The 21,183-nt window shown below is 39.8% G+C and carries 18 protein-coding genes, 2 tRNA genes, 1 pseudogene, 1 riboswitch and 1 other annotated feature; of the genes and pseudogenes, 17 read left to right on the plus strand and 4 right to left on the minus strand.

The genetic code is table 11. The features are described 5' to 3' along the window. The 5 genes and pseudogenes from EKM81_RS11670 to EKM81_RS09325 all read left to right on the plus strand — a co-directional run. Positions 1–125, plus strand: a pseudogene (locus tag EKM81_RS11670) (IS30 family transposase); the annotation flags it as partial. A 337-nt stretch (positions 126–462) separates the two neighbouring features. Then, a complete protein-coding gene (locus EKM81_RS09310) occupies positions 463–699 on the plus strand; it encodes a cytochrome b5 domain-containing protein (protein WP_125651043.1) in 237 nt (78 codons plus the stop codon). A 354-nt stretch (positions 700–1,053) separates the two neighbouring features. Continuing rightward, positions 1,054–1,731: a VTT domain-containing protein gene (locus EKM81_RS09315; RefSeq protein ID WP_125651045.1), complete on the plus strand. Its 678-nt coding sequence runs from the start codon at positions 1,054–1,056 to the stop codon at positions 1,729–1,731. 146 nt (positions 1,732–1,877) lie between these two features. Further along, positions 1,878–1,949: transfer RNA gene (locus tag EKM81_RS09320), tRNA-Glu, on the plus strand. 2 nt (positions 1,950–1,951) lie between these two features. Continuing rightward, positions 1,952–2,024, plus strand: a tRNA-Val gene (locus tag EKM81_RS09325). Between the two features lie 191 nt (positions 2,025–2,215). Here EKM81_RS09325 and EKM81_RS09330 read toward each other — a convergent pair. Then, positions 2,216–2,905: a hypothetical protein gene (locus tag EKM81_RS09330; protein ID WP_125651047.1), complete on the minus strand. Its 690-nt coding sequence runs from the start codon at positions 2,903–2,905 to the stop codon at positions 2,216–2,218. 166 nt (positions 2,906–3,071) lie between these two features. Then, positions 3,072–3,148, plus strand: a riboswitch (SMK box riboswitch). Here EKM81_RS09330 and metK point away from each other — a divergent pair. Then, positions 3,146–4,345, plus strand: a complete 1,200-nt coding sequence (gene metK, locus EKM81_RS09335; RefSeq protein ID WP_125651049.1) for a methionine adenosyltransferase — start codon at positions 3,146–3,148, stop codon at positions 4,343–4,345. It overlaps the preceding riboswitch by 3 nt. Before the next feature lie 121 nt (positions 4,346–4,466). Then, complete coding sequence (locus EKM81_RS09340) at positions 4,467–5,954, plus strand: MDR family MFS transporter (protein ID WP_125651051.1); 1,488 nt, start codon at positions 4,467–4,469, stop codon at positions 5,952–5,954. Positions 5,955–6,231: 277 nt separating this feature from the next. On the opposite strand, the gene EKM81_RS09345 is transcribed toward EKM81_RS09340, so the two are convergent. Next, positions 6,232–6,885 (minus strand): phosphatase PAP2 family protein, encoded by a 654-nt coding sequence (locus EKM81_RS09345; protein ID WP_125651053.1) that lies wholly within the window; start codon positions 6,883–6,885, stop codon positions 6,232–6,234. Positions 6,886–7,307: 422 nt separating this feature from the next. Between EKM81_RS09345 and EKM81_RS09350 the strand changes: the two genes are divergently transcribed. The 7 genes from EKM81_RS09350 (at position 7,308) to EKM81_RS09380 (ending at position 16,067) form a co-directional block, all read left to right on the plus strand. Then, entirely contained in the window at positions 7,308–8,195 is an 888-nt protein-coding gene (locus EKM81_RS09350; RefSeq protein WP_125651054.1) for an ABC transporter ATP-binding protein, read from the plus strand. After that, positions 8,185–8,943 (plus strand): ABC transporter permease, encoded by a 759-nt coding sequence (locus tag EKM81_RS09355; protein WP_125651056.1) that lies wholly within the window; start codon positions 8,185–8,187, stop codon positions 8,941–8,943. The genes EKM81_RS09350 and EKM81_RS09355 overlap by 11 nt, the downstream gene beginning before the upstream one ends. A gap of 24 nt (positions 8,944–8,967) precedes the next feature. After that, the gene (locus EKM81_RS09360) at positions 8,968–9,732 is read left to right on the plus strand and encodes an ABC transporter permease (RefSeq protein WP_125651058.1); all 765 of its coding nucleotides are present in this window, start codon (positions 8,968–8,970) and stop codon (positions 9,730–9,732) included. Between the two features lie 27 nt (positions 9,733–9,759). Further along, positions 9,760–10,125 carry a helix-turn-helix domain-containing protein gene (locus EKM81_RS09365; RefSeq protein WP_125651060.1) on the plus strand — a complete coding sequence of 122 codons (366 nt, stop codon included), beginning with the start codon at positions 9,760–9,762 and terminating at the stop codon, positions 10,123–10,125. Between the two features lie 128 nt (positions 10,126–10,253). Next, positions 10,254–10,455 (plus strand) — a binding site (T-box leader). 61 nt (positions 10,456–10,516) lie between these two features. Beyond that, a complete protein-coding gene (gene leuS, locus EKM81_RS09370; RefSeq protein ID WP_125651062.1) occupies positions 10,517–12,928 on the plus strand; it encodes a leucine--tRNA ligase in 2,412 nt (803 codons plus the stop codon). A gap of 1,086 nt (positions 12,929–14,014) precedes the next feature. After that, entirely contained in the window at positions 14,015–14,806 is a 792-nt protein-coding gene (locus EKM81_RS09375) for a Cof-type HAD-IIB family hydrolase (RefSeq protein WP_164509281.1), read from the plus strand. A 76-nt stretch (positions 14,807–14,882) separates the two neighbouring features. Next, the gene (locus tag EKM81_RS09380; protein ID WP_125651065.1) at positions 14,883–16,067 is read left to right on the plus strand and encodes a lipoprotein; all 1,185 of its coding nucleotides are present in this window, start codon (positions 14,883–14,885) and stop codon (positions 16,065–16,067) included. Positions 16,068–16,136: 69 nt separating this feature from the next. On the opposite strand, the gene EKM81_RS09385 is transcribed toward EKM81_RS09380, so the two are convergent. Further along, positions 16,137–16,709 (minus strand): histidine phosphatase family protein, encoded by a 573-nt coding sequence (locus tag EKM81_RS09385; RefSeq protein WP_125651067.1) that lies wholly within the window; start codon positions 16,707–16,709, stop codon positions 16,137–16,139. A 524-nt stretch (positions 16,710–17,233) separates the two neighbouring features. On the opposite strand from EKM81_RS09385, the gene EKM81_RS09390 reads away from it, so the two are divergent. Then, positions 17,234–17,554: a DsrE family protein gene (locus EKM81_RS09390; RefSeq protein WP_125651069.1), complete on the plus strand. Its 321-nt coding sequence runs from the start codon at positions 17,234–17,236 to the stop codon at positions 17,552–17,554. Between the two features lie 55 nt (positions 17,555–17,609). On the opposite strand, the gene EKM81_RS09395 is transcribed toward EKM81_RS09390, so the two are convergent. Beyond that, positions 17,610–18,482, minus strand: a complete 873-nt coding sequence (locus EKM81_RS09395; RefSeq protein WP_125651071.1) for a LysR family transcriptional regulator — start codon at positions 18,480–18,482, stop codon at positions 17,610–17,612. A 116-nt stretch (positions 18,483–18,598) separates the two neighbouring features. Between EKM81_RS09395 and EKM81_RS09400 the strand changes: the two genes are divergently transcribed. Together EKM81_RS09400 and EKM81_RS09405 are read left to right on the plus strand one after the other, a co-directional pair. Then, positions 18,599–19,645, plus strand: a complete 1,047-nt coding sequence (locus EKM81_RS09400; RefSeq protein ID WP_125651073.1) for an alpha/beta hydrolase — start codon at positions 18,599–18,601, stop codon at positions 19,643–19,645. 192 nt (positions 19,646–19,837) lie between these two features. Next, positions 19,838–20,587 carry an SDR family oxidoreductase gene (locus tag EKM81_RS09405; protein ID WP_125651075.1) on the plus strand — a complete coding sequence of 250 codons (750 nt, stop codon included), beginning with the start codon at positions 19,838–19,840 and terminating at the stop codon, positions 20,585–20,587. Positions 20,588–21,183: the final 596 nt, after the last annotated feature.

Consider the following 21,183-nt stretch of genomic DNA (forward strand, 5'->3'; position numbering starts at 1 on the left):
AAGGCCGCTCAATGCGCCAATTGACCTTAACAGGGATTCAAGCAATCCAAAACGCTCTGAACCAAAGACCACGAAAGATTCTCAACTATCAATCGGCAATCGCAGTCCTGCCAGACTTTGATTAACCAGACCAATAACTAAGAATAGGTCGAAAGTGTTGCACTTGATTTGACAATTCGGGTTTTAATTTTTTCTCTTCGTCAACTGAAGTTGATGGAATATTTTCCAAGTAGTTAGACTAAAATTGGTCTAGCTGCTTTTTTTGATGCACATTTTATCTTCCGTGGTTCATGTAGCCACAGTATTTCTAATTTAATTCGATTAATGTAACTATTGTAATTTCTGGCCGATACTTGCTTTAAAAGATAGTCAATTAATGGAGTCGTTTAGTTGTGCAAAACCAATTGATCCACGTTATAATATAAGCAGAAATGACAATAGATGATCTTGGAGGTTTTCGCAATGAGTGAACGAACATTTACTAAGACTGAGTTAGCTGAATATAATGGTGTACAACGTCCTGAAAAATATGTGGCCATTGATGGTCTGGTCTATGATTTAACAGAAATTCCAACTTGGTCTGGCGCTAATCATCATGGTAATGTAGCGGGACAAGATCTTTCTGCAATAATCGTTAACGCGCCACATAAGAAATCAGTGCTTGCTAAACTAACTGTTGTTGGTAAATATCTCGGCTGATTTATTTTATGCGATTAAGAATAGTGACCTAATTAAAAGCGTGTGACAAAAGGTGGTCAGCCGGTGAGCATCAACATAAAATGCCGAGCAATTCTAACGAATTGCTCGGCATTTTTGCGGTAAGCGGAACCGGTTACCTTTTGAGAACACGTTTCAGCAAAGAAAGTTCGGATTATTTTTTGAGAATAGGCTTATGATCCAGACTATTTTTGCGTTAAGCGGAAATTTGTCGGCCTTAATGGTGACGATATCGTTAAGATTTAAGAATAAACTCGTTTCTTGAGGAAATATAGAGTAGACTGAATAACAGTCAACTTTACAATTATTCATTAATTAAAAGATTCGAGGAGAGCTATGTCAACTTTGATCCATGCACTATTTAATTTGAATCAGGTTTTACCGCAACTAGTTGCGCAATATGGTAATTTAGTTTATATCGGTATGTTTATCGTAATTTTTGTTGAAACTGGTTTGGTTGTTTTTCCATTTCTACCAGGGGATTCCTTACTGTTTCTGAGTGGTTCAATTGCTGCGATGACGACGCATCCTTTAAACCCGTTGATTCTAATTGTAAGTCTGTCAATTGCGGCAATTGTTGGTGACACGGTTAATTTCGAGATTGGTTCACGATTCGGCCAGTATTTAACAGAAAGTCCACGCTGGCGTCGCTTTATTAAGCCTAAGAATATCGCTGAGGCGCAGAAATTTTTTGAAAAACATGGTAGTGTCGCCATTTTTCTTGGTCGGTTTATGCCGTTGATTCGTACTTTTATTCCCTTCACTGCTGGCATTAGTAAAATGGCGTATCATAAATTTATCCTTTATAATATGCTAGGTGGTATTTCTTGGGTAGTCATTGCTGTGCTGTCTGGCTATTTCTTCGGGAATATTCCGGTAGTTCAAGTTCATTTTGAATTGATCATGGTCTCGATTATTGTCATCTCATTGTTACCTGCAGTCATTATTTCACTTCGTAAGAAAAAGACAACTGCGCTGACGGCCGAAGTTGAGGAGCAAGATAACCAAGATTAGTTCAGGCTTTCAGCTAACTTCTATCAGAGTTCTTTTGATAGGAGTTTTTGTTTGCTTATTTTTCATAAAAATTAAAATCTATTGTAAAAAGCTATTGACCTGTCGCCCTTTATTTAATATACTTATAAATGCTGTTAGTTATTGATGGCCCCTTGGTCAAGTGGTTAAGACACCGCCCTTTCACGGCGGTAACATGGGTTCAAATCCCGTAGGGGTCATTGGAGGTTTAGCTCAGCTGGGAGAGCGTCTGCCTTACAAGCAGAGGGTCACAGGTTCGAGCCCTGTAACCTCCATTATGAAAATAGCGTGTGATCAGGACAGTTAGTCGTGTCACTCACGCAAAAAACCAATAATTCGTCTAAGAATTGTTGGTTTTTTGTCGTTAAGTAGTACTGATTAGCTTTTGAGAACACGTTTCAGTTGTAAAACCTTGTTTTATTTTAGTAAGCCGCCTTATGTTACCGCCTTAGTTGTTTTCTTAATTCTATAAAAGCGTATTACTCAAAACTAATGCTAATAAAAGTAAGGCCGGTGCCTGCTCGATTTTTTTGAGTCGGGGATACAGTAGCAGGTTAAGGAGTACTAGCGTTAGAGTTAGTATCATGGCGGGGAGTGAGCTAATTTGGCGAAGTTTAAGCAGAATGACTAAAATAATTGCGAGAAACGGCCAAATAAAGTCTAAGAACTGATGGAACGGCAGCGTAAATGCAACTTTACTTAAATACACAACACTAATAAGCATAATCTGTTTGCTATTTATTTGATCGATAACCGCAGCTAACAGGGCAATTTCTATAAAAATTGGCACAATTGCTTCTTCTAACAATAGTCCTAAACGAACATCAAGGTTGCTCATCATCGTTGGGTTGATTGCCCATTTAATGATTAACTGCATTAATAATAGCAAGTCAACCAGATACGATTTCTCAATAAATAAAAAAATAACTGGCATTGCGAGCAGACAGTTGATCAGTAAATGGGGCCAATGCCAGAAGTCCTCAGCCTGTTGATTGAGAATGATAATTAAAGCAAATACCAGGACCCAGAAGAAATCTTTTGGAGTGGTGATTTTTAGTTGCTTAGTCAGTAAAAAGGGCAACATTAAAAGGGGTAACAGTGCCAGTAAACTATTAAGGATAAACTGGTCTGTTTTGCGTAGTGACTTGATTTTCAAGAGTGAACCTCCTTATCTAGCCATAATCGTACTGGTTTTTTCAAGCTGGGTCAAGTAACGATCTCTTGCGAATTAGCTGTAGAATGGTTACTTGTTCAACAGCTGCTTTTCTGGGGGCACTAGTTTAAAATCAGCTTTCTTTAACTTAGCAAATATGGTAGACTTGTTAAGTTACAGCATTCCTGATGGGATCCACAAAGGTGGAGCTGCCCTGTAACCTGTTCAAAGGGGGAACAAAAAATGGAAAATCGTCATTTATTTACTTCAGAATCTGTTTCTGAAGGGCATCCTGATAAAATTGCTGATCAAATTTCTGATGCGATTTTGGATGCAATTTTAACGCAAGACCCAGTAGCCCGTGTTGCTTGTGAAACAACTGTGACAACTGGTTTGGTTTTAGTTGTTGGGGAGATCTCAACAACGGCTTATGTTGATATTCAGGCCATTGTCCGTCAAACAATTATTGATGCGGGTTATGATCGTGGTGAATATGGGTTTGATGGTCATAATTGTGCTGTATTGGTGGCATTAGATGAGCAGTCGGCTGATATTGCTCAAGGTGTCGATGAGGCAATTGAGAAGCGGGAAGATACATCAGTTGATCCGCTAGATCAAATTGGTGCTGGTGATCAAGGCATGATGTTTGGTTTTGCCGTTGATGAAACGCCGGAATTGATGCCGTTGCCGATTTCATTGGCACATCAATTGATGCGGAAAATTGCTAACGTGCGCCACGCTGGTACGTTGCCATATTTGCGTCCTGATGCCAAGTGCCAAGTTACTGTGGAGTATGATGCAGCAACAGGGCGCACACCTAAAAGAATTGATACAGTGGTCTTAAGTACGCAACATGATCCAGATGTTTCACTGGCACAATTAGAGCAAGATATCATTGAGCAAATTATTCGGCCAGTGTTACCAGCGGATTTAGTTGATGCTAAAACCAAGTACTTAATTAATCCGACCGGGCGTTTTGTGATTGGTGGTCCGCAAGGTGACTCGGGACTAACTGGTCGTAAAATCATCGTTGATACTTATGGTGGTTATGCACGTCACGGCGGCGGTGCTTTTTCAGGAAAAGACCCGACGAAAGTTGACCGCTCGGCTAGTTATGCCGCACGCTATGTCGCTAAAAATATTGTGGCAGCTGGTTTGGCTCATAAGTGCGAAGTGCAGTTGGCTTATGCGATAGGTGTTGCCCAACCGGTGTCAATCAATATTGAGACTTTTGGTACTAGTCAATATAGTGAACAACAATTAATTGATGCAGTTAATCAGAACTTTGATTTGCGGCCTGCAGGCATTATTGAAATGCTTGATTTACGGCGGCCTATTTACAAACAGACGGCCGTATATGGTCATTTTGGACGTACAGATGTAGATTTACCTTGGGAGCAAACTGACCGAATCAATGGTCTTAAAAATGCACTTAAAGGTTAAAAATGCGAGTTAAGAGGCGATCCGATTGGAAGTTTTTTCCAATTGGGTCTTTTTTTGGGCAAAAATCGTTTAAGCAAATCTAGCAATTAGTTTAAAGGTTACAAGAAAAAGTGGGGGCATTATGAGACAAAAGAAACAAACGAACGTAGCATTAACGACTGCCGCAATTTTTATTGCGACATTTATGGCAGCAATTGAAGGGACAATCGTTTCTACAGCGATGCCGACTATTATTGGCAGTTTAAATGGGATTGCCTTAATGAATTGGGTATTCTCAATTTATTTATTAACGTCATCAATTGCCACACCAATTTATGGCAAACTTTCTGATCGAATCGGTCGCAAACCCGTCTTTATTGTTGGCATTGTTATTTTCTTGATTGGTTCAACGTTAGCGGGCCTGTCCCATACAATGTTGACTTTAATCTTGGCACGGGCGTTACAAGGCATTGGTGCTGGAGCGATTCAGCCGGTTACCTTTACGATGATTGCTGATATTTATCCATATGAAAAGCGAGCTAAGGTCTTAGGGTTAAATGGATCGGCTTGGGGAATTGCCTCGATTATTGCACCACTATTAGGTGGTTATATCGTTCAGCATTTATCTTGGCATTGGATCTTCTTCATTAACATTCCCGTTGGTATCATTACGCTGCTGCTAGCAATTTTCTTCTTCCATGAAGATCGTGAGGCTGAGAAGGCGCCAATTGATGTTTGGGGTTCCGCAACTTTAAGTGTATTTTTGTTAGCGTTAATGTTGTTCGCTCAAGGTTTGGGTACTGCTAGTAATTTATGGCTAAATGCGCTGTGGTTAGTCTTAGCTGCTGTTGCTGGCTGGGGTTTTGTTGTGGTTGAGAAGAAAGCAACTGATCCACTGATTCCTTTGAAATTATTCAAGAATAATTTATTCTTAGGTCAAAATATTGTCGCTGCCTTAGTCAGTGGTGTTCTGATTGGTTTTGAAGTTTATACTCCCATGTGGATGCAGGGGATTCTAGGGTTACCAGCAACCATGGGTGGATTTGCGGTCACACCAAGTTCAGTGATGTGGATTTTTGGTTCCTTCTTGGCCGGTCGTTTACTGGTTTCGATGTCAGCGCCACGAATCGTTGGTGGCAGTCTAATTATTACCTTAATCGGGATTGGTGTGCTAGGATTTTTGCCACTAGGAACACCTTTCTGGGTCTTCTTATTAGTAGCGGCTTTCTTAGGCAGTGGTTTTGGGATTAGTATCACTACGACTACGGTCACGGTGCAAAATGTGGTAGATGAAGATGAGATTGGGATTGCCACCTCGTTAAATACCTTGTCGCGGACAATTGGCCAGACTTTGATGATGTCAATTTTTGGCATTATTCAAAATGCGATTTTTGCTCGGGGGATTCAAGGCAATCCTCATTTAAAATTAAGCATGTTGAATCAGCTGATTAATCCGGAAACAGCTAAGCAAATTTCAGCCAGTTTGTTACCGCAATTAAGGGAAATTCTGTTAACTGCCATGCATGGTGTTTATCATACTGGGGTGATTTTGGCCGTGTTGGCCTTGGTTCTTAATTTCTGGACCGCTCATCGCCATCAACAAGCAGCCGCGACAACGCCAACTCATTAGGCTTGCTTTAGTCAGATTGTCGTCAGTTGATTAAATCGGCTGGCCTATCGCCAGTTTTGTTGAATCAATGAGTTAATATCGTATAAAAAAGAGCGTGTGCCAAAAGGCGGTCAGCCGGTGAGCATTAACGTAAAATGCCGAACAATTCGTTAGAATTGCGCGGCATTTTTTACGTTAAGCAGAACTGGTTGCCTTTTGAGAACACGTTTCAGCAACGAAAGTTCGTATTATTTTTTGGAAAATAGACTTAGGTCTCAGACTATTTTTTTGTGATTATTTAACTGAAGTTAGGTGCAGTAGAATAATACTGCTTTAAATAAGTCCGTTTTGCAATTAACCAATGTACTAGCAGATTAGCCGTTGCTAATAAGAAGCCAGCTGTGACATCACTAGGGTAGTGAACGTGAACCACTAAACGGCTCAGACCTAATAAAAAGATTAGCAGTAAAGCTAGCCCGACAATCAGCCACCGTTGTTTTTTAGTATGAACTAGGCAAAAACCGATCACAATCAGGCTCCCAAAGAACATAATGGCCGCTGTGGCATGACCACTTGGAAAACTATAGCCGGTTTCGGGAATAAGTTTTTGGCTTGGCCGTGGGCGGAGGACCCAGTGCTTAACGAAATGGTTGAACAGACTACCGAGACCATTGTTTAAGCCTAGAAAAATCGCCAATCGCCAATGACGACCAATGACCAGAATCAACATCACCACAGCAGTTAACACAGTCATATTAAGGGGATTACCAATTTTCGTAAAAGCAATAAAGAACTGATCGAAGCTAGGATGAAGTGGCTGAATCCAGCGATAAATTGTTTGATCATAACCGTTAATCCAGGCTTGATGATTTTTAACGCCCAACATAAAAATCAAAAAAGTGACATAACAGAAAATAATTGCTGCACTAACAGTGATACGTTTTTTAGTCATTATAATTCCTTCTTGCCCTGAGTAATGACATTAATTATAGCATATCGCTGAAAATAAAAGCGTTGCTGTCCTTGACTACAAGTAAAACTTAAGGATTCTTGTAGAGACAAAATTGAAAGTATGACACAAGTGTAAAACAAAATGGTGTTTGACGATGTTCCGCGTTCCACGATAAGCAGCCTGCAATGCAGTCAGAACTGATTTTGTTTTAGACCGCTGTCACGTCTTCAATTGGGTGCAAGATGCGTCTTTTTCGAATGCAACCGTACAAACCATTGATGCAGCAGCATTTCTAATAGACGGTGTCATGTTTGGTTGCGCAATTAATGCTAACTTTTTACATGATGGTTGTCATTAGTTGCTTGATGATTCTGGTGACTTAGCCGAACCTTAAAGGTGTTAATTAGAGAGGAGCATTTCTGATGCTAAAAGTTTCTGAGGTTAATACCTTTGTTGGCAAAAAGAAAATTACTAGCAAGATTAATTTTGAGATTTCACTAGGTGAGGTTGTTGGACTGATTGGTCCTAATGGTGCCGGGAAGACCACCATTATGAAAACAATTTTGGGGGTCATGAAATTCACCGGCCAAATTTATTTAAATCATGCCGTCGTCACTGAGAATAATCATCAAGCCTTAAGCAAGGTCGGCGCTTTGATCGAGCATCCTGCTATCTATCCTTATTTATCTGGTCGTGAGAATTTGGCATTATATGCTCATGACCAAGAAGATTGTCAGCAAATTATCTCATTATTACAAATGTCGGCTTATATTGATAAAAAGTGCAAAGGCTATTCATTAGGAATGAAGCAAAAACTTGGCATTGCGATTACCTTACTGAATAAGCCCAAGTTAGTTATTTTGGACGAGCCCCTGAATGGACTTGACGTTGAAGCAACGATTGTTGTTAGAAAGATTATCGTTAAATACGCCAATGAAGGGACCACGTTTTTAATTTCGAGTCATATTTTAAGTGAACTCCAGAAAGTGATGACCAGAATTATTTTAATTAATCATGGGGAAATTGTAGTGGACCAGAAAATTAGCGACTTTAATCGCCAAAATCGCCCACAATATCAAGTTCAAACTGACAACAATGAGTTGACGGCCCAATTATTGCAAACGAATCAGATTCAATTTCAGCAAGTGAATGATGATTTAGTTGTCGCGCAGGCAGATCTTTTTGCAATTCAAGATCTTCTATACCAGCAACGACAGCATTTTATTAAATTGGCGCCGATTGCCATTAGTTTTGAACAGTTAATTATTAATGAATTAAATCGCCAACGAGGTGAAAAGGATGCAAAATGATTTGCAGATTGAGTGGTATAAATTTAGAAAACAACGACTACCACTTTATAGCTCGTTGGCGCTAGTGTTATTGATGATTTATAGTGGCTTGACGAGTAGTGATGGTCGTTCATTAATGCTGTCTAGTTTCGGGGCGATTCAATGGCTTCCCATTATTCTCATTGCTGTTGGCTCGTCGTTCCTAGACATGGAATATCGTTATCATACCGTGATAATGTTGCGCTACAAAAGTTCAAATTTATTTAAAAGCTATTTGGCGAAACTAGTCATTGTGTATTTTTACGGTGTCGGCTTAGTACTTTTGGCATTATTACTGACAATCCTGCTTAAAGGTGTTTTTGTTGGCAACCAAGTACGCTGGTTTGACTTGATTGCTGATCGTGGCTCAATATTGCAAATTACGCTTGTAAATTTGTTAGGGACGTTGCTCTATCTGCTTTTTATCGTCACCATGTCTTTTATGTTGATTCTAATCGTCAAGATCAATGCGGCGGTGATCGGGATCAGCTTAGCAATCAGTTTTTTCGGTGCTGGTTTATCAGAGGCACTCATTAAGACCTTTACAGATGCGACGACTATTTTGCGTTGGAATCCGTTAAATATGATCTTGGTTACGCAGCAATTAACGAACAGTCAGTACGTTCAAATTTCTCATTTAACCAATCCAGAAATTATCGTTGGCGTCTTTGGCTATGCTTTGCTGTTCTTAATACTTGGGTATCAATTGTTCAAAAAACGTCCGGTCTAAATAATAGAAGTGGGGTTCGTTTAAATGAAATTTAGTCTTTATCAGGAATTCTATAAATTTGTTCATCGTAAATTGACTTGGCTTGCGCCATTCATTTTGCTAGCACTAATGATCTTCACTGGTTACTCGATTGGCTATCATCAGGAAAAATTATCGACCATGACTTGTTATGATTCGCCAGATTGGATCGTTTTTATTCTAATTATTATTGGCGCCACAATTTTTTCAATGGAGTTTCAAAATAATGCCATTTTGACTTTATTATATAAATCCAAGAGTAAAATTCAGGTATACTTATCTAAGTATCTGATTATCTTTGGCTATAATTTATATTTACATGGCTGGGCAATTCTTTTTACTGTTGGCTTGCGCTATGCACCTTTGAATTCGCACGTCAGTTGGTCAACTATTTATCGATATCATCAGCCTTTGTGGCAGAATATGTTGCTGACTGCCTTAGTTGATTTATTAGCAACCACATTGATCATCACATTAGTTTTCTTATTGTCCTGCTTAATTGAGAATAATGCGGTTGTGACAACTTTAAGCTTTTTAATTGTTTTTATGGGCCAAACTGTCTCGGCAAGTTTATTAAATCTCGGTAAATTTACCGCAATTTTAAAGTGGAATCCGCTTAATATGACCAACTTAACTAGGCAATACTATAATTACGTGACTTATTTTCAGACTAGTCATTTGCTGAATTATCAATTGGTAGTGGGGACAATCTTATATATTGTTATTTTCTTTACCTTAGGTTATCAAATCTTTAGACGTAAACGATTTTAAAATAATAGCAGTAAAGGAGCGATTTTGATGAATGATTTTGCTAATCAATTAAAAAAATATCGTAAGGAGGCTAATATCACCCAAGATGAGTTGGCGACCAAATTATTTGTCACACGGCAAGCAGTTTCAAAGTGGGAGTCAGGCGATTCAACACCGGACTTAGGCAATCTAATTAAGTTAACGGATATTTTTAATGTTAGCCTAGATACCTTGGTGTTTGGTGCGGAAAAGGGCCCTAAAGTTGATCTAACGGAGTTTGTGCTGAATCCGAAAAATAATCGCTATGTTAGAAGATTTGGAAAAATGAATTTCTGGGATTTTCTTGCCGGATATTGGTGGACGCTGATACCGATTATCTTTATAATCGGTTTGTCTTGGACGTTGCATGGTTAAGCGTCTGTAAATAACCGATTTCATGACAGATTTAAAGTTGATGTTAACCATGAAATCGCATCATCTTGAATTTTCCCCTTGATTATCACCAGCCAAATGAGTTATATTAAAAACATATCAGCTTAATAATGAATTTCAGGAGTAGTAGTTGCGGATTTCAGGACAGCGAGTAGACGGTGGTGCAAGTCTATCTGAAGTAGCGATGAACTCACCTGTGTAACTTAACTCGAAACTAGTAAAGTTAAGCGTGGACCAGCGTTAATGGCTTGAGGGTATTTGGCTTTAGCTGAATACTAAAGTTAGGTGGTACCGCGATTAGACGTCCTATTAACATATTTTATGTTAGTGGGACTTTTTTATTAGGTTGAAATTTGAAGGGAGTTTTCATTTCATGACATATAATCACACGACCGTTGAGAAGAAATGGCAAGAAAAATGGCGTCAAAACCAGCAGTTTAAGACAACAACCGACAAAAATAAACAAAATTTCTATGCTTTGGACATGTTTCCTTATCCATCTGGTCAAGGTTTGCATGTTGGTCATCCAGAGGGTTACACTGCAACCGATATTATTGCACGGATGAAACGGGCGCAAGGTTTTAACGTGTTGCACCCAATGGGTTGGGATGCCTTTGGTCTGCCAGCAGAACAGTATGCTTTGAACACCGGTCATCAACCAGAAGAATTTACTGCTGCTAATATTAAAAACTTCAAACGGCAAATTAACTCGCTTGGTTTTTCATATGATTGGGATCGTGAAGTCAATACGACGGATCCAAGTTTCTACAAGTGGACCCAATGGATCTTCGAACAAATGTACAAAAAGGGCTTGGCTTATGAGGCTGAAGTGCCAGTTAACTGGAGCCCAGATTTAGGGACTGTGGTTGCCAACGAAGAAGTAATCGATGGTAAGACTGAACGTGGTGGTTTCCCAGTTTATCGGAAACCAATGCGGCAGTGGATGTTGAAAATTACCGCTTATGCCGAACGTTTATTAAATGATCTTGATTTAGTTGATTGGCCTGAAAGCATTAAAGATATGCAGCGGAATTGGATTGGTCGTTCTGAAGGTGCCGAGGTGACTTTTAAAGTTGCTGCCCCAAATGATCCTGAATTTACGGTATTTACAACGCGAGCTGATACTTTGTTTGGTGCCGCTTATATTGTTATGGCGCCAGAACATGATTTGATCGATCAAATTACCACGCCGGAACAAGCTGCTGAAATCAAGGCTTACAAAGACATGGTTAGCCATAAGAGCGATTTGGAACGGACTGATTTAAATCACGATAAAACTGGTGCTTTCACTGGTGCTTATGCGATTAATCCGGTTAATGGCGAGAAGTTGCCAGTTTGGATTTCTGATTATGTTTTAGCAACCTATGGCACTGGTGCAATTATGGCTGTGCCTGCTCATGATCAACGGGACTTCGAATTTGCCCAGAAATTTAATTTACCAATTAAGCCAGTCATCGCTGGTGGCAATGACGATGAGGCCTATACTGGTGACGGTGTTCATATTAATTCCGGCTTCTTGGATGGTTTGGACAAAGCAGCAGCCTTGAGAAAAATGAAAGACTGGTTAGTTGACAATCATGTTGGCCAACCCAAGGTGAATTATAAGTTACGGGACTGGTTATTCAGTCGTCAGCGTTACTGGGGTGAACCAATTCCTGTGATTCATTGGGAAGATGGGGAAACAACCTTAGTTCCTGAAAATGAACTACCATTACGCTTGCCTCATGAAACGAACATCAAGCCTTCAGGTACTGGTGAGAGCCCACTAGCTAATTTGACTGATTGGGTCAATGTAGTTGATGAGAATGGTCGTAAAGGCCGTCGGGAAACTAACACGATGCCACAATGGGCCGGCTCATCATGGTACTACTTGCGTTATGTTGATCCTCATAATGAGAAAGCCTTAGCCGATTACGACAAGTTGAAAGATTGGTTACCTGTTGATTTATATATTGGTGGCGCTGAACATGCCGTCTTACATTTGTTGTATGCCCGTTTCTGGCATAAATTCTTGTATGACTTAGGTGTGGTCCCAACACCAGAGCCATTCCAGAAGTTATTTAACCAAGGAATGATCTTAGGCGACAATCATGAGAAGATGTCTAAGTCAAAAGGTAACGTGGTTAATCCTGACGAGGTCGTTGAACAATATGGTGCTGATACTTTACGGCTATACGAAATGTTCATGGGACCTTTAGATGCTTCGATTTCTTGGAGTGAAGAAGGCCTTGCTGGTTCACGGCGCTTCTTAGACCGAGTTTGGCGTTTATTCATTGACGATGAAGACAAATTACGCGATCGAATCACGACAGTTGATGACGGTAAATTAGATCGAATTTACAATCAGACCGTGAAGAAAGTTACCGAAGATTTCGAACACTTGCACTTTAATACTGGTATTTCGCAATTAATGGTCTTCATTAATGAGGCTTATAAAGTTGATGCTTTGCCAGTTCAATATGTCGAAGGTTTCGTGCAAATGTTAGCGCCAATCGCGCCACACATGATGGAAGAAATCTGGGAGAAGCTTGGCCATGATGAGAGTTTGACTTACGCTGCTTGGCCAACTTATGACGAGAGCAAGCTTGTGGAAGAAACAGCGGAAATTATTGTTCAGGTGAATGGTAAGTTACGCGCTAAGTTGCAAGTTGCTAAAGACATCAGTAAAGATGATTTGGAAAAATTAGCTTTGGCTAATGACCATGTCACTGAGTTTACTGATGGCAAGCAAATTGTGAAAGTGATTGTCATTCCAGGCAAGATCGTTAACGTGGTTGTTCGCTAATCGGCTTGGTTGATACTTTGAATTTGAAGTAGTGCGTGGCAAGACAGTAGGTGACGCGTTAACTAAATTTGTTTTAAGCAGAATGGTGACCCACTCCGTTCCAGTCGGCGGGGTGTGGAACGGTGTGGGCGTTGATTTGAGCTTATTGCTTTGCAACAATCTCAAATACAAGCCTTATCCTAAGCGCTAAAGCGCCAAGGATAATTTCACGCCTGACACCCCGGCGGCCTGCACTGTGTTTTCAATCGAGTCGGTTCAATTTAGATTGGGTAGAGTAAATGGCAATATTGGCAAAGTTAGATGTCGCCTAGCATTCACCTGAATAAAGTAACAGAACTCAACATCACTATTTAGAAAAACAGATAGCACTAACTAATGAGGCCTGCTTGACAAAATTTTCTGGATAAAACCAGAAACTGTTAAGCAGGCTTATTTTGGTACAACTATTCAGTTGTCACTACTGTTTAAATCAAATTGATTTGTCCCACAACAACTGCCTTGACCTCTAGCAATGATGAAATGTACTAATTCACCTCCAGACGGAATGGAGGGATCTTGTCGTCAGCCGCCAAATTATTGTTGGTGCTTTAGCACTTACAATAAGACCTGTATTGATGACAATTTGGTTTTTAATTGGCATCAATCAGTGTCGGCCGCGTTCCACGACAAGCAGCCCGCAATGCAGTCAGAACCAATTCTGTTTCAACGCTTTACTTGGGTTTAATGCTTTTGAATTGCGTTTTGCAATTGGCATCAATCAATGCCGGCAGCGTTCCACAACCAGCAAGCCCGCAATGGAGTCGGACTCAATTTTGTTTTTACACTTTCAACAATTTTTGATGTTTTGGACTCTGGTTTGCAATAAGATCAGATAACAGTCAGAACTGATGCTGTTTTAGACTTATGTTACAGCTTCAAGGGTTCTTATTGATGGTAGGCTGCTTTAAGCAATCACATTTTTTCTCAGAATAATTGATTTTTTAGTTAAAATAAAATTCAATTTTATGCGTTGAGGATGGTATAATTCAATCATATTCTCTTTTGTCGAGTTGGGGCTGAAGAGAAACTATTAGAATGAGGTGGACCATGAAGTTAGTGGCAGTTGATATTGATGGTACTTTTGTTAACCATCAGAATGAGTTTGATGTGGTGCATTTTCGGCAGCTTTTTAAGAAAATGCAAGCTCAAAATATTGAGTTTGTTGTCGCCAGTGGCAATCAGTACCCCCATTGTCGGCGGTTATTCCCTGAAGATTTACAAGATCAAATTAATTATGTTGCTGAAAATGGTGCCTTGGTGATGGCCCATGGTCAAGAAGTTTTCTGTGGTGGTGTGACTTTCGATACGGTTAAGCGAGCAATTGCCGAGTTAGAGAAAATTCCTGGTACACAATATATCATTTCATCGAAGACTCATGGTTATGTGCCCGCAAAATTTATGCCGGAATTTCATGATGAAGTTGTTTATTACTATGCGCAATATCATGAATATCACGATTTGGATGAATTGAAGGACTTACCACTTTTGAAGCTGACCGCTTTAGTTGGTAAGGAAAATGTGCCGGCGGCTGTCGCAACCTTTAAAAATTGGCCGGATTTGTTAGTGACTAGTAGTGGTTTTGGTTACTTAGATATGATCAATCCAGAAATGCATAAAGCAGCTGGTTTGCAAAAATTATCTGAATATTATGGGATTGCGCCCGAAGACATGGTGGTCTTTGGTGATAGTGGTAATGACAAAGAAATGTTCCGTTACGCCGGTCAAGCTTATGCCATGGCTAATGCTGAGGAACAGTTAAAAGCGTTAACTGATTTACGAGCACCTTCAAATGAAGAGAATGGTGTTTTGCAAGTTTTAGACGAATTATTAGTTGATTAATGATTTAATCAGGTTATTTTATTTTTTGTCCGCTTTTTGGCGGGCAATTTTTATTTTAGAAAAGTGTAGGTAAGATATGAAGAAAATTTGGGTTGGACTAGTTAGTGTCTTTGCAATTGGGCTGCTACTAACCTTAACTGGTTGCCAGCAACAGCCACAAACGGCCAATGTTGGTCGTAATTCTCGTCAGTTATTGGCGAAGTCGGAGTTAACCTGGGTCCAAACTGGTCAAGTAATTGGCAAAATCGATAGTCATGGTAATTTGAAAAAAAGTAAATTGCATCAAACGCCGAAATCACAATTAGGAAATTCTTTGTGGATTACTGATAGTGGCAAGTTAGACGGAAGTTACCAACAGATTAGTTATGATGAAGCCAAGCAGACTTTTCAAAAAACAATGCGTGATGATAGTGAACGCGATCGTTATCAAATGACCACAATTAAGCAATTTAATGAAGCCTTGGCTGTGGCTAAGGCTAATATTCGCGTAAAAAAATATAGTGACCTGACTTATTATAAATCGGGAAATATCAACAATTATTTGGGTCAGGCGGTGGTTGCGAGCGGTAAAAATCTCTACATGTTAGCTTTGACTCGAGAAACGCAAACTGATGAGGAAACGACAGCGTATCCCGTTACTGTCTATATGCGTGATGTTTTGAAAGCACCAACTAAACACTTGTCATTAGCTAAATTAGCCGGAAATTGGCAAGCCGAACATGACGCCAATGACCAGCTACAAGTGAAGGGCAAGTTCGGTTATCAAATCAGCCAGACAGTCAACGGCAGCACCGACGTCACGCGCTTCAAGATTCAAGATTTGCGTCAATTGTCGACGACGGCACTTTACACCGGGACTTTCATTGAACACCAGCGGCAGGTTGCTGCCAAAGGTTATTATTTGCCGAAAGCGACTAGCTTGGCTGGCGTAATGGATCGCGCCGTTTATCTATTTATTTCTGAAAACGAAATGATCCGCGTGCTCAATGGCACGTTGACAAAATATGTGCGGACCCCTAAAAATGGCACTAAAATTACGATCCCTGCCAATATTACCCGTGTTTATGAAGCTTTTGATCAACAAAATAATCCGCAAGTGGCCTTGTCGATCATGAGTTTAAGCACCGATTCCTTTGAAGTGGTTTCCAACGAGGCCAATCAATTGACCAATTATACTAGCTTAGATTTACGCGATTATAAATTTGCTTTTGTTAACGATCAGCAAGTGACGATTCGTGATGCTAGTCCAAGTACAAACTAAAAGATGTGCCAATCAAAAAAAGTTGCCAGCAGTTGAAGGACTGTTTAGCAACTTTTTTTGTGTGATGATTTACTTTTCTAGATGAAAACACTCGCGAATTTTCAGCAATCTTTGGCCTTGGTATTCAAATTCAAAAATTGCTGGTAACCAATTGATCAACTGCATAAAATCTTGGTAACCAAAGCTTGGCTGGTAATAATTAATAATCGTACTTAACGCGGTGCCATGAGTGCCTACAATAATTTGTTGGTTTGGATTAGCTTGCAAAATATCAGTCACGGCAGCCAGATTACGCTGTTGCACCATGGCGATTGATTCACCATCAGCTTCGTGCCACTGCGGATCCTGCCAGCGTTGTTGATAGACCTGTGGTGAAAATTCGGCGCTACCATTTACCCGTTCGCGTAACCGCGGATCAAGCTTGATCGGCAATTTTAAAAAGTCCGCCGTGGACTGAATGGTGGCAATACTACGTGGATAAGGGCTACAGTAACATGCAACTGGCGCTTGTGGTAATTGCTGGAAGAAAGCTTTCACATATTTAGTGTCAGCTTGGCCGTTTGGGGTTAGTGGTCTGGTCGGACCATCATACCAGTTAGGGTCTGATTGTGCATGCCGAACGAAATAGAGTTTAGTAGTCATAAAAGGACTCCTTAAATAATTTAGTTAGATTACGGAGAAGGAGAGATGCGAATCCAAAATCTCAATTGTTAGTTAATTGTAAATTTGATTCAAGGCCGATGGCACAACTTATAACTAGCAATTATCGACTTTCACGAAACATTAGGGTAAATAATTAATAAAAAGCAAAGTTCGCCGTTGCCTTGCCGTGGCTCACGCTGTTAAAGGCGAAAATATTTCACGCCGTTATTGATTACTGACTACCTCACTAGTATAACGAATTTCAAATATTTTTACTTAAATTAGTGGCAACTTGTTCGTTACTTGCCAGAGCCGGAGAGTAATAAAAATTGAAAAAATAAATTGGCCAACTAAAGACACGACCGAGTTTTTCAAAAGTGCTCATTGATGCTGAATAGTCAGCTAATAATTGTTAAGCTAATTTTAGATACAGTGATTAGAAAGGATGGTCGCAATGGCAAAATTAACGTTAACGGTTTGGCTGAATCAGTTAGTTAATTCTAAAGGGAAAGCAGGTGCTGACCGTGGTTAAGGTAGTTGTTCACGTTGATGAAGCAGCGAAAGTTCATTTAGCAATCGGGAACGTGCGCAACTTATTGGCCGCTGAGCCGGCTAGTGAGGTCGTCGTCGTGGTCAATGGCCCGGCGATCACGACCTTTCCTGCTGGCGCTTGGGCGGACTTACTAAACCAGGTGCCGCAAGTCGAATTGGATGCCTGTCATCATGCGATGGTTAGCAATCAAATAGCGGCAACAGATCTACCAGCAGGGGTTACAGTGGTAGCGGCTGGTGTCGTCCGCATTATTGAATTGCAGGAACAGGGCTTTACTTACTTAAAACCGTAATCTGAAAAACTTCAAAAAATAAGATTTCGAAGTTTTTTTAGATTGCATTATCTTTCTAGATGTTTTGCGGTTTAATAATTGAGTCCAAAAATAATTTAGTCGGTTTAGAAAAGACTTGATATTTTTTCCAAATGAGATTCACCTTGGTTTTCATTTCGAGGGAAAGCGGCACGCAGATGTAGTCAGTCTTTGAATAATCAACTAAATTATCGAAGACCATGGCAATACCTAGACCACTTTCAACCATTTTTTTAGCACTTAAATACATGCCAAAAGTACCGACAATATTTAATTCTCGAGTATGAAACCATTCATATAACAGTCCATTATCAAGCGATTCTTGATAAAGTATCAAAGGCTGGTCCAGTAAATCTGCTGGTGTTAAAACGGCTTTTTTGGCTAACGGATTATCACGTCGCATCAACATGCCAAACCGATTTATTTGCTGTAAAGAGATGTGCTGATAAATATTTTGGTCGACATTGCCAAAATAGAGCCCTAAATCAACGAGGCCATTATTAACCATATTTAAAATTGATTCATTATCGCCATTTTTAAGTTTTAAAGTAACTTTTGGGTTATTAGAAATCAGCTCCTTGGCGCATTCACTAATATAACGAATTGAATCTGTTTCGCTGACACCTAATAAAATATCACCAGCAATTTCATCATCATTTGCTGCTAATTCGGCGGTCGTTTTAGCTGTTAATTTGATGATTTCGTTAGCACGTTTTCGTAAAAGCACACCTTCTGGAGTCAGGGTCACACGTTTATTTTCTCTAATCAATAATTGTTTACCAAATTCATTTTCTAGTGTTTTGATCTGTCGAGAAAGAGCCGGCTGTGAGATGTGTAGATATTCTGCTGCATGGGTGATGTTCTCTTCTTGAGCAACAATGAGAAAATTTTGTAATTGTTGTAATTCCATTTGTGGCCTCCATAATTTTGGTATGCACGATGATTATGCCAAACTATACTTAATCAGTATTTAACATTACACCTGATTGCCGATATAGTAAATGACATAGGAGGACGTAATTGTTTATGCCAAATAAAACTGAAATAATTGCGATTCTTAAGGACGCCGGCTTATCTGATTCAGGAATCAATCATTTTTTAGAATTATCACTAACCGAACAAAAGGATTGGTTAGAAGAATGTCGAACTGATATTTTAGCCGGTCACTTATATTTACCATTGAACTTTGATGAGACGAAAAAATATCCAGCTATTGTCATCTCAGGACCTTTCGGAGCGGTCAAGGAGCAATCAAGTGGTCTCTATGCGCAAACGTTGGCTGAAAAAGGCTTTGTAACTGTCGCATTCGACCAATCAACCACAGGGGAAAGTTCTGGCGCGATTCGCAATGTTGCTTCACCTGACATTTTCGTGGAGGACTTCTCAGCTGCAGTCGATTTTGTCGGCATACAAAAATTCGTTGACCGTGAAAGAATTGGCGATATCGGTATTTGTGGTTTGGGTTCACACGTTTTAACAGCCGCTTCAATCGATACTAGAATCAAAGCTGTCACAACTTCGGTGATGTACGATATGTCGGATTCAATGTGGCAAGGTTTGAACTTTAATCCCAAGACTGATGAACAACGTCAAATCGAAAAGAATTATTTGGCGCAACAACGCTGGCTTGATGCTGAAAATGATACACCGGCAAACGGGCCGCACGAGTTGAATTTTGATGCGAACAATAAGCCAATGACAGAGATTGCCGTATTACCTGATAAGTTACCGGCTAATGCTGATCCGGTCACAACTGCCTTCTTCAACTATTACAAAGGCCGTGCTTTCCATCCCCGTTCTATTAATTCAACTAATGGTTGGACTGCCACGACGCCATGGGGATACTACAATTTCCATTTGCAAGCACATATTGACGAAATTTCACCTCGTCCTGTTTTAATCGTGACTGGTGAAAAGGCCCATTCACGTTATATGGCGGAAGAGGCGTATAACCGTCTTAAGGACCATAAGGAATTAGTTGTGGTACCAGGTGCTGACCACGTTGATTTGTATGATCAGCTGGACAAGATTCCTTTTGATAAATTTGACTCATTCTTTAAAGAAAATCTGTAATTAGCATAACAAAACGACAATTAAGTTGAGTCTCTTTATATTTAAGAAAGATTTATAAATGATTGCCAATAAAGTGATCGTTATTACCAGTACTGCAAGAGGCATTGGCGCTGCCACAATAAGATTGTTGGCAAAAGCTATTGTTAAGGGCCTTTTTTACACAAATAATTAAAGTTTAAGGAGTAGATAAATATGGCATTAAAAGATAAAGTAGTTGTAATAATGGGTGCTTCCAGTGGGATAGGTGAAGCAACAGCCAATCTTTTGGCAAAAAGCGGGGCCAAATTAACAATTGCTGCTCGGAGAATGAACCGATTAGAAAAAATTGTCCAAAATAATTCTGAAGCAGAAATTTTACCAGTTGCCGCTGATGTTGCAAAAGCTGAAGAAGTTCAAAATGTGATCGATAAAACAGTTGAAAAGTATGGCCGAGTTGATGTGCTGTTTAACAACGCCGGTATTATGCCAGTCAATAATTTGGCCGCTATTGCTCGTGATGAATGGCAGAATATTATGGACATTAATGTTAAAGGTGTTTTGAATGGCATTGCCTCAGTTTTACCGGTAATGAAAAAGCAACAAAGCGGTCATATCATTACAACTTCATCCGTTTTAGGATATGAAGTCTTGCCTGGTTATGCAGCATATTCAGGTAGTAAATATGCTGTTCGGGCAATTATGGAAGGTCTTCGGCAAGAAGAACGGACTAGCAATATTAAAACAACGGTGATTGCTCCTGGTACGGTTCAGACTGAATTATTCAATTCAATCAACAATCAAGAGATAAAGGAACAGCTTGAGAGCTTAAAGAATCTTCCTGGAGCTGATATGCAAGTTCTACAACCAGAAGAAATTTCAGAAGCAGTCGCTTTTGTGATTAATACACCTAAGAATATGGCTGTTAATGAAATGGTTATTCAATCAACTGGCCAAGAGGTTTAACTAAGATGGAAACGAATATAAAAAATCGATTAAAAAGTATTAGCGAAATTTTTACAGATAGTCGGCCAGAAGGATGCTTTAACGGTTGGCTTAGCAATCTTACCTGGGACAGGAACTATGGTGGTAGTAGCGCCATTTGCAGGTAAAGCCGTAGATTGGTTTGGCGAAAATAAGCGCGACTGTAGGACTGATTTGTCAAGGAGCTGGTTATTTAATACTGACCTTATTTGTCGGTAGCCAAAGCGGGTATGTTGGGCTAGTTTTACTCTTGGTTTTAGCAGGTGTAGTGGGTACCACTGTCTCAGTGATTGTTTTTAACAGGTTTGGAAGCATTGGTAGTCCCGTTAGTTTCGCTAATGGTTTTCAGGCGACCATGTTTGTGGCAACAATTTTTTCACTGATGGGTGTTATCTTTTCGCTACGATTTAAACGTATTTCTTCAATCAATTAATTAATATAGCGTGTGACAAAAGCGGTCAGCCAGTGATCCTTAACGAAAAATGCCGAACAATTCCTGTTAGAATGCAATAATCCCTTTATGGTTGTCAGATGAAATACAATAATTCATTTGATGATTACGGAGGGATTTTTGTATG

This window comes from Lapidilactobacillus gannanensis (assembly GCF_003946675.1).
GTDB classification, from domain to species: domain Bacteria; phylum Bacillota; class Bacilli; order Lactobacillales; family Lactobacillaceae; genus Lapidilactobacillus; species Lapidilactobacillus gannanensis.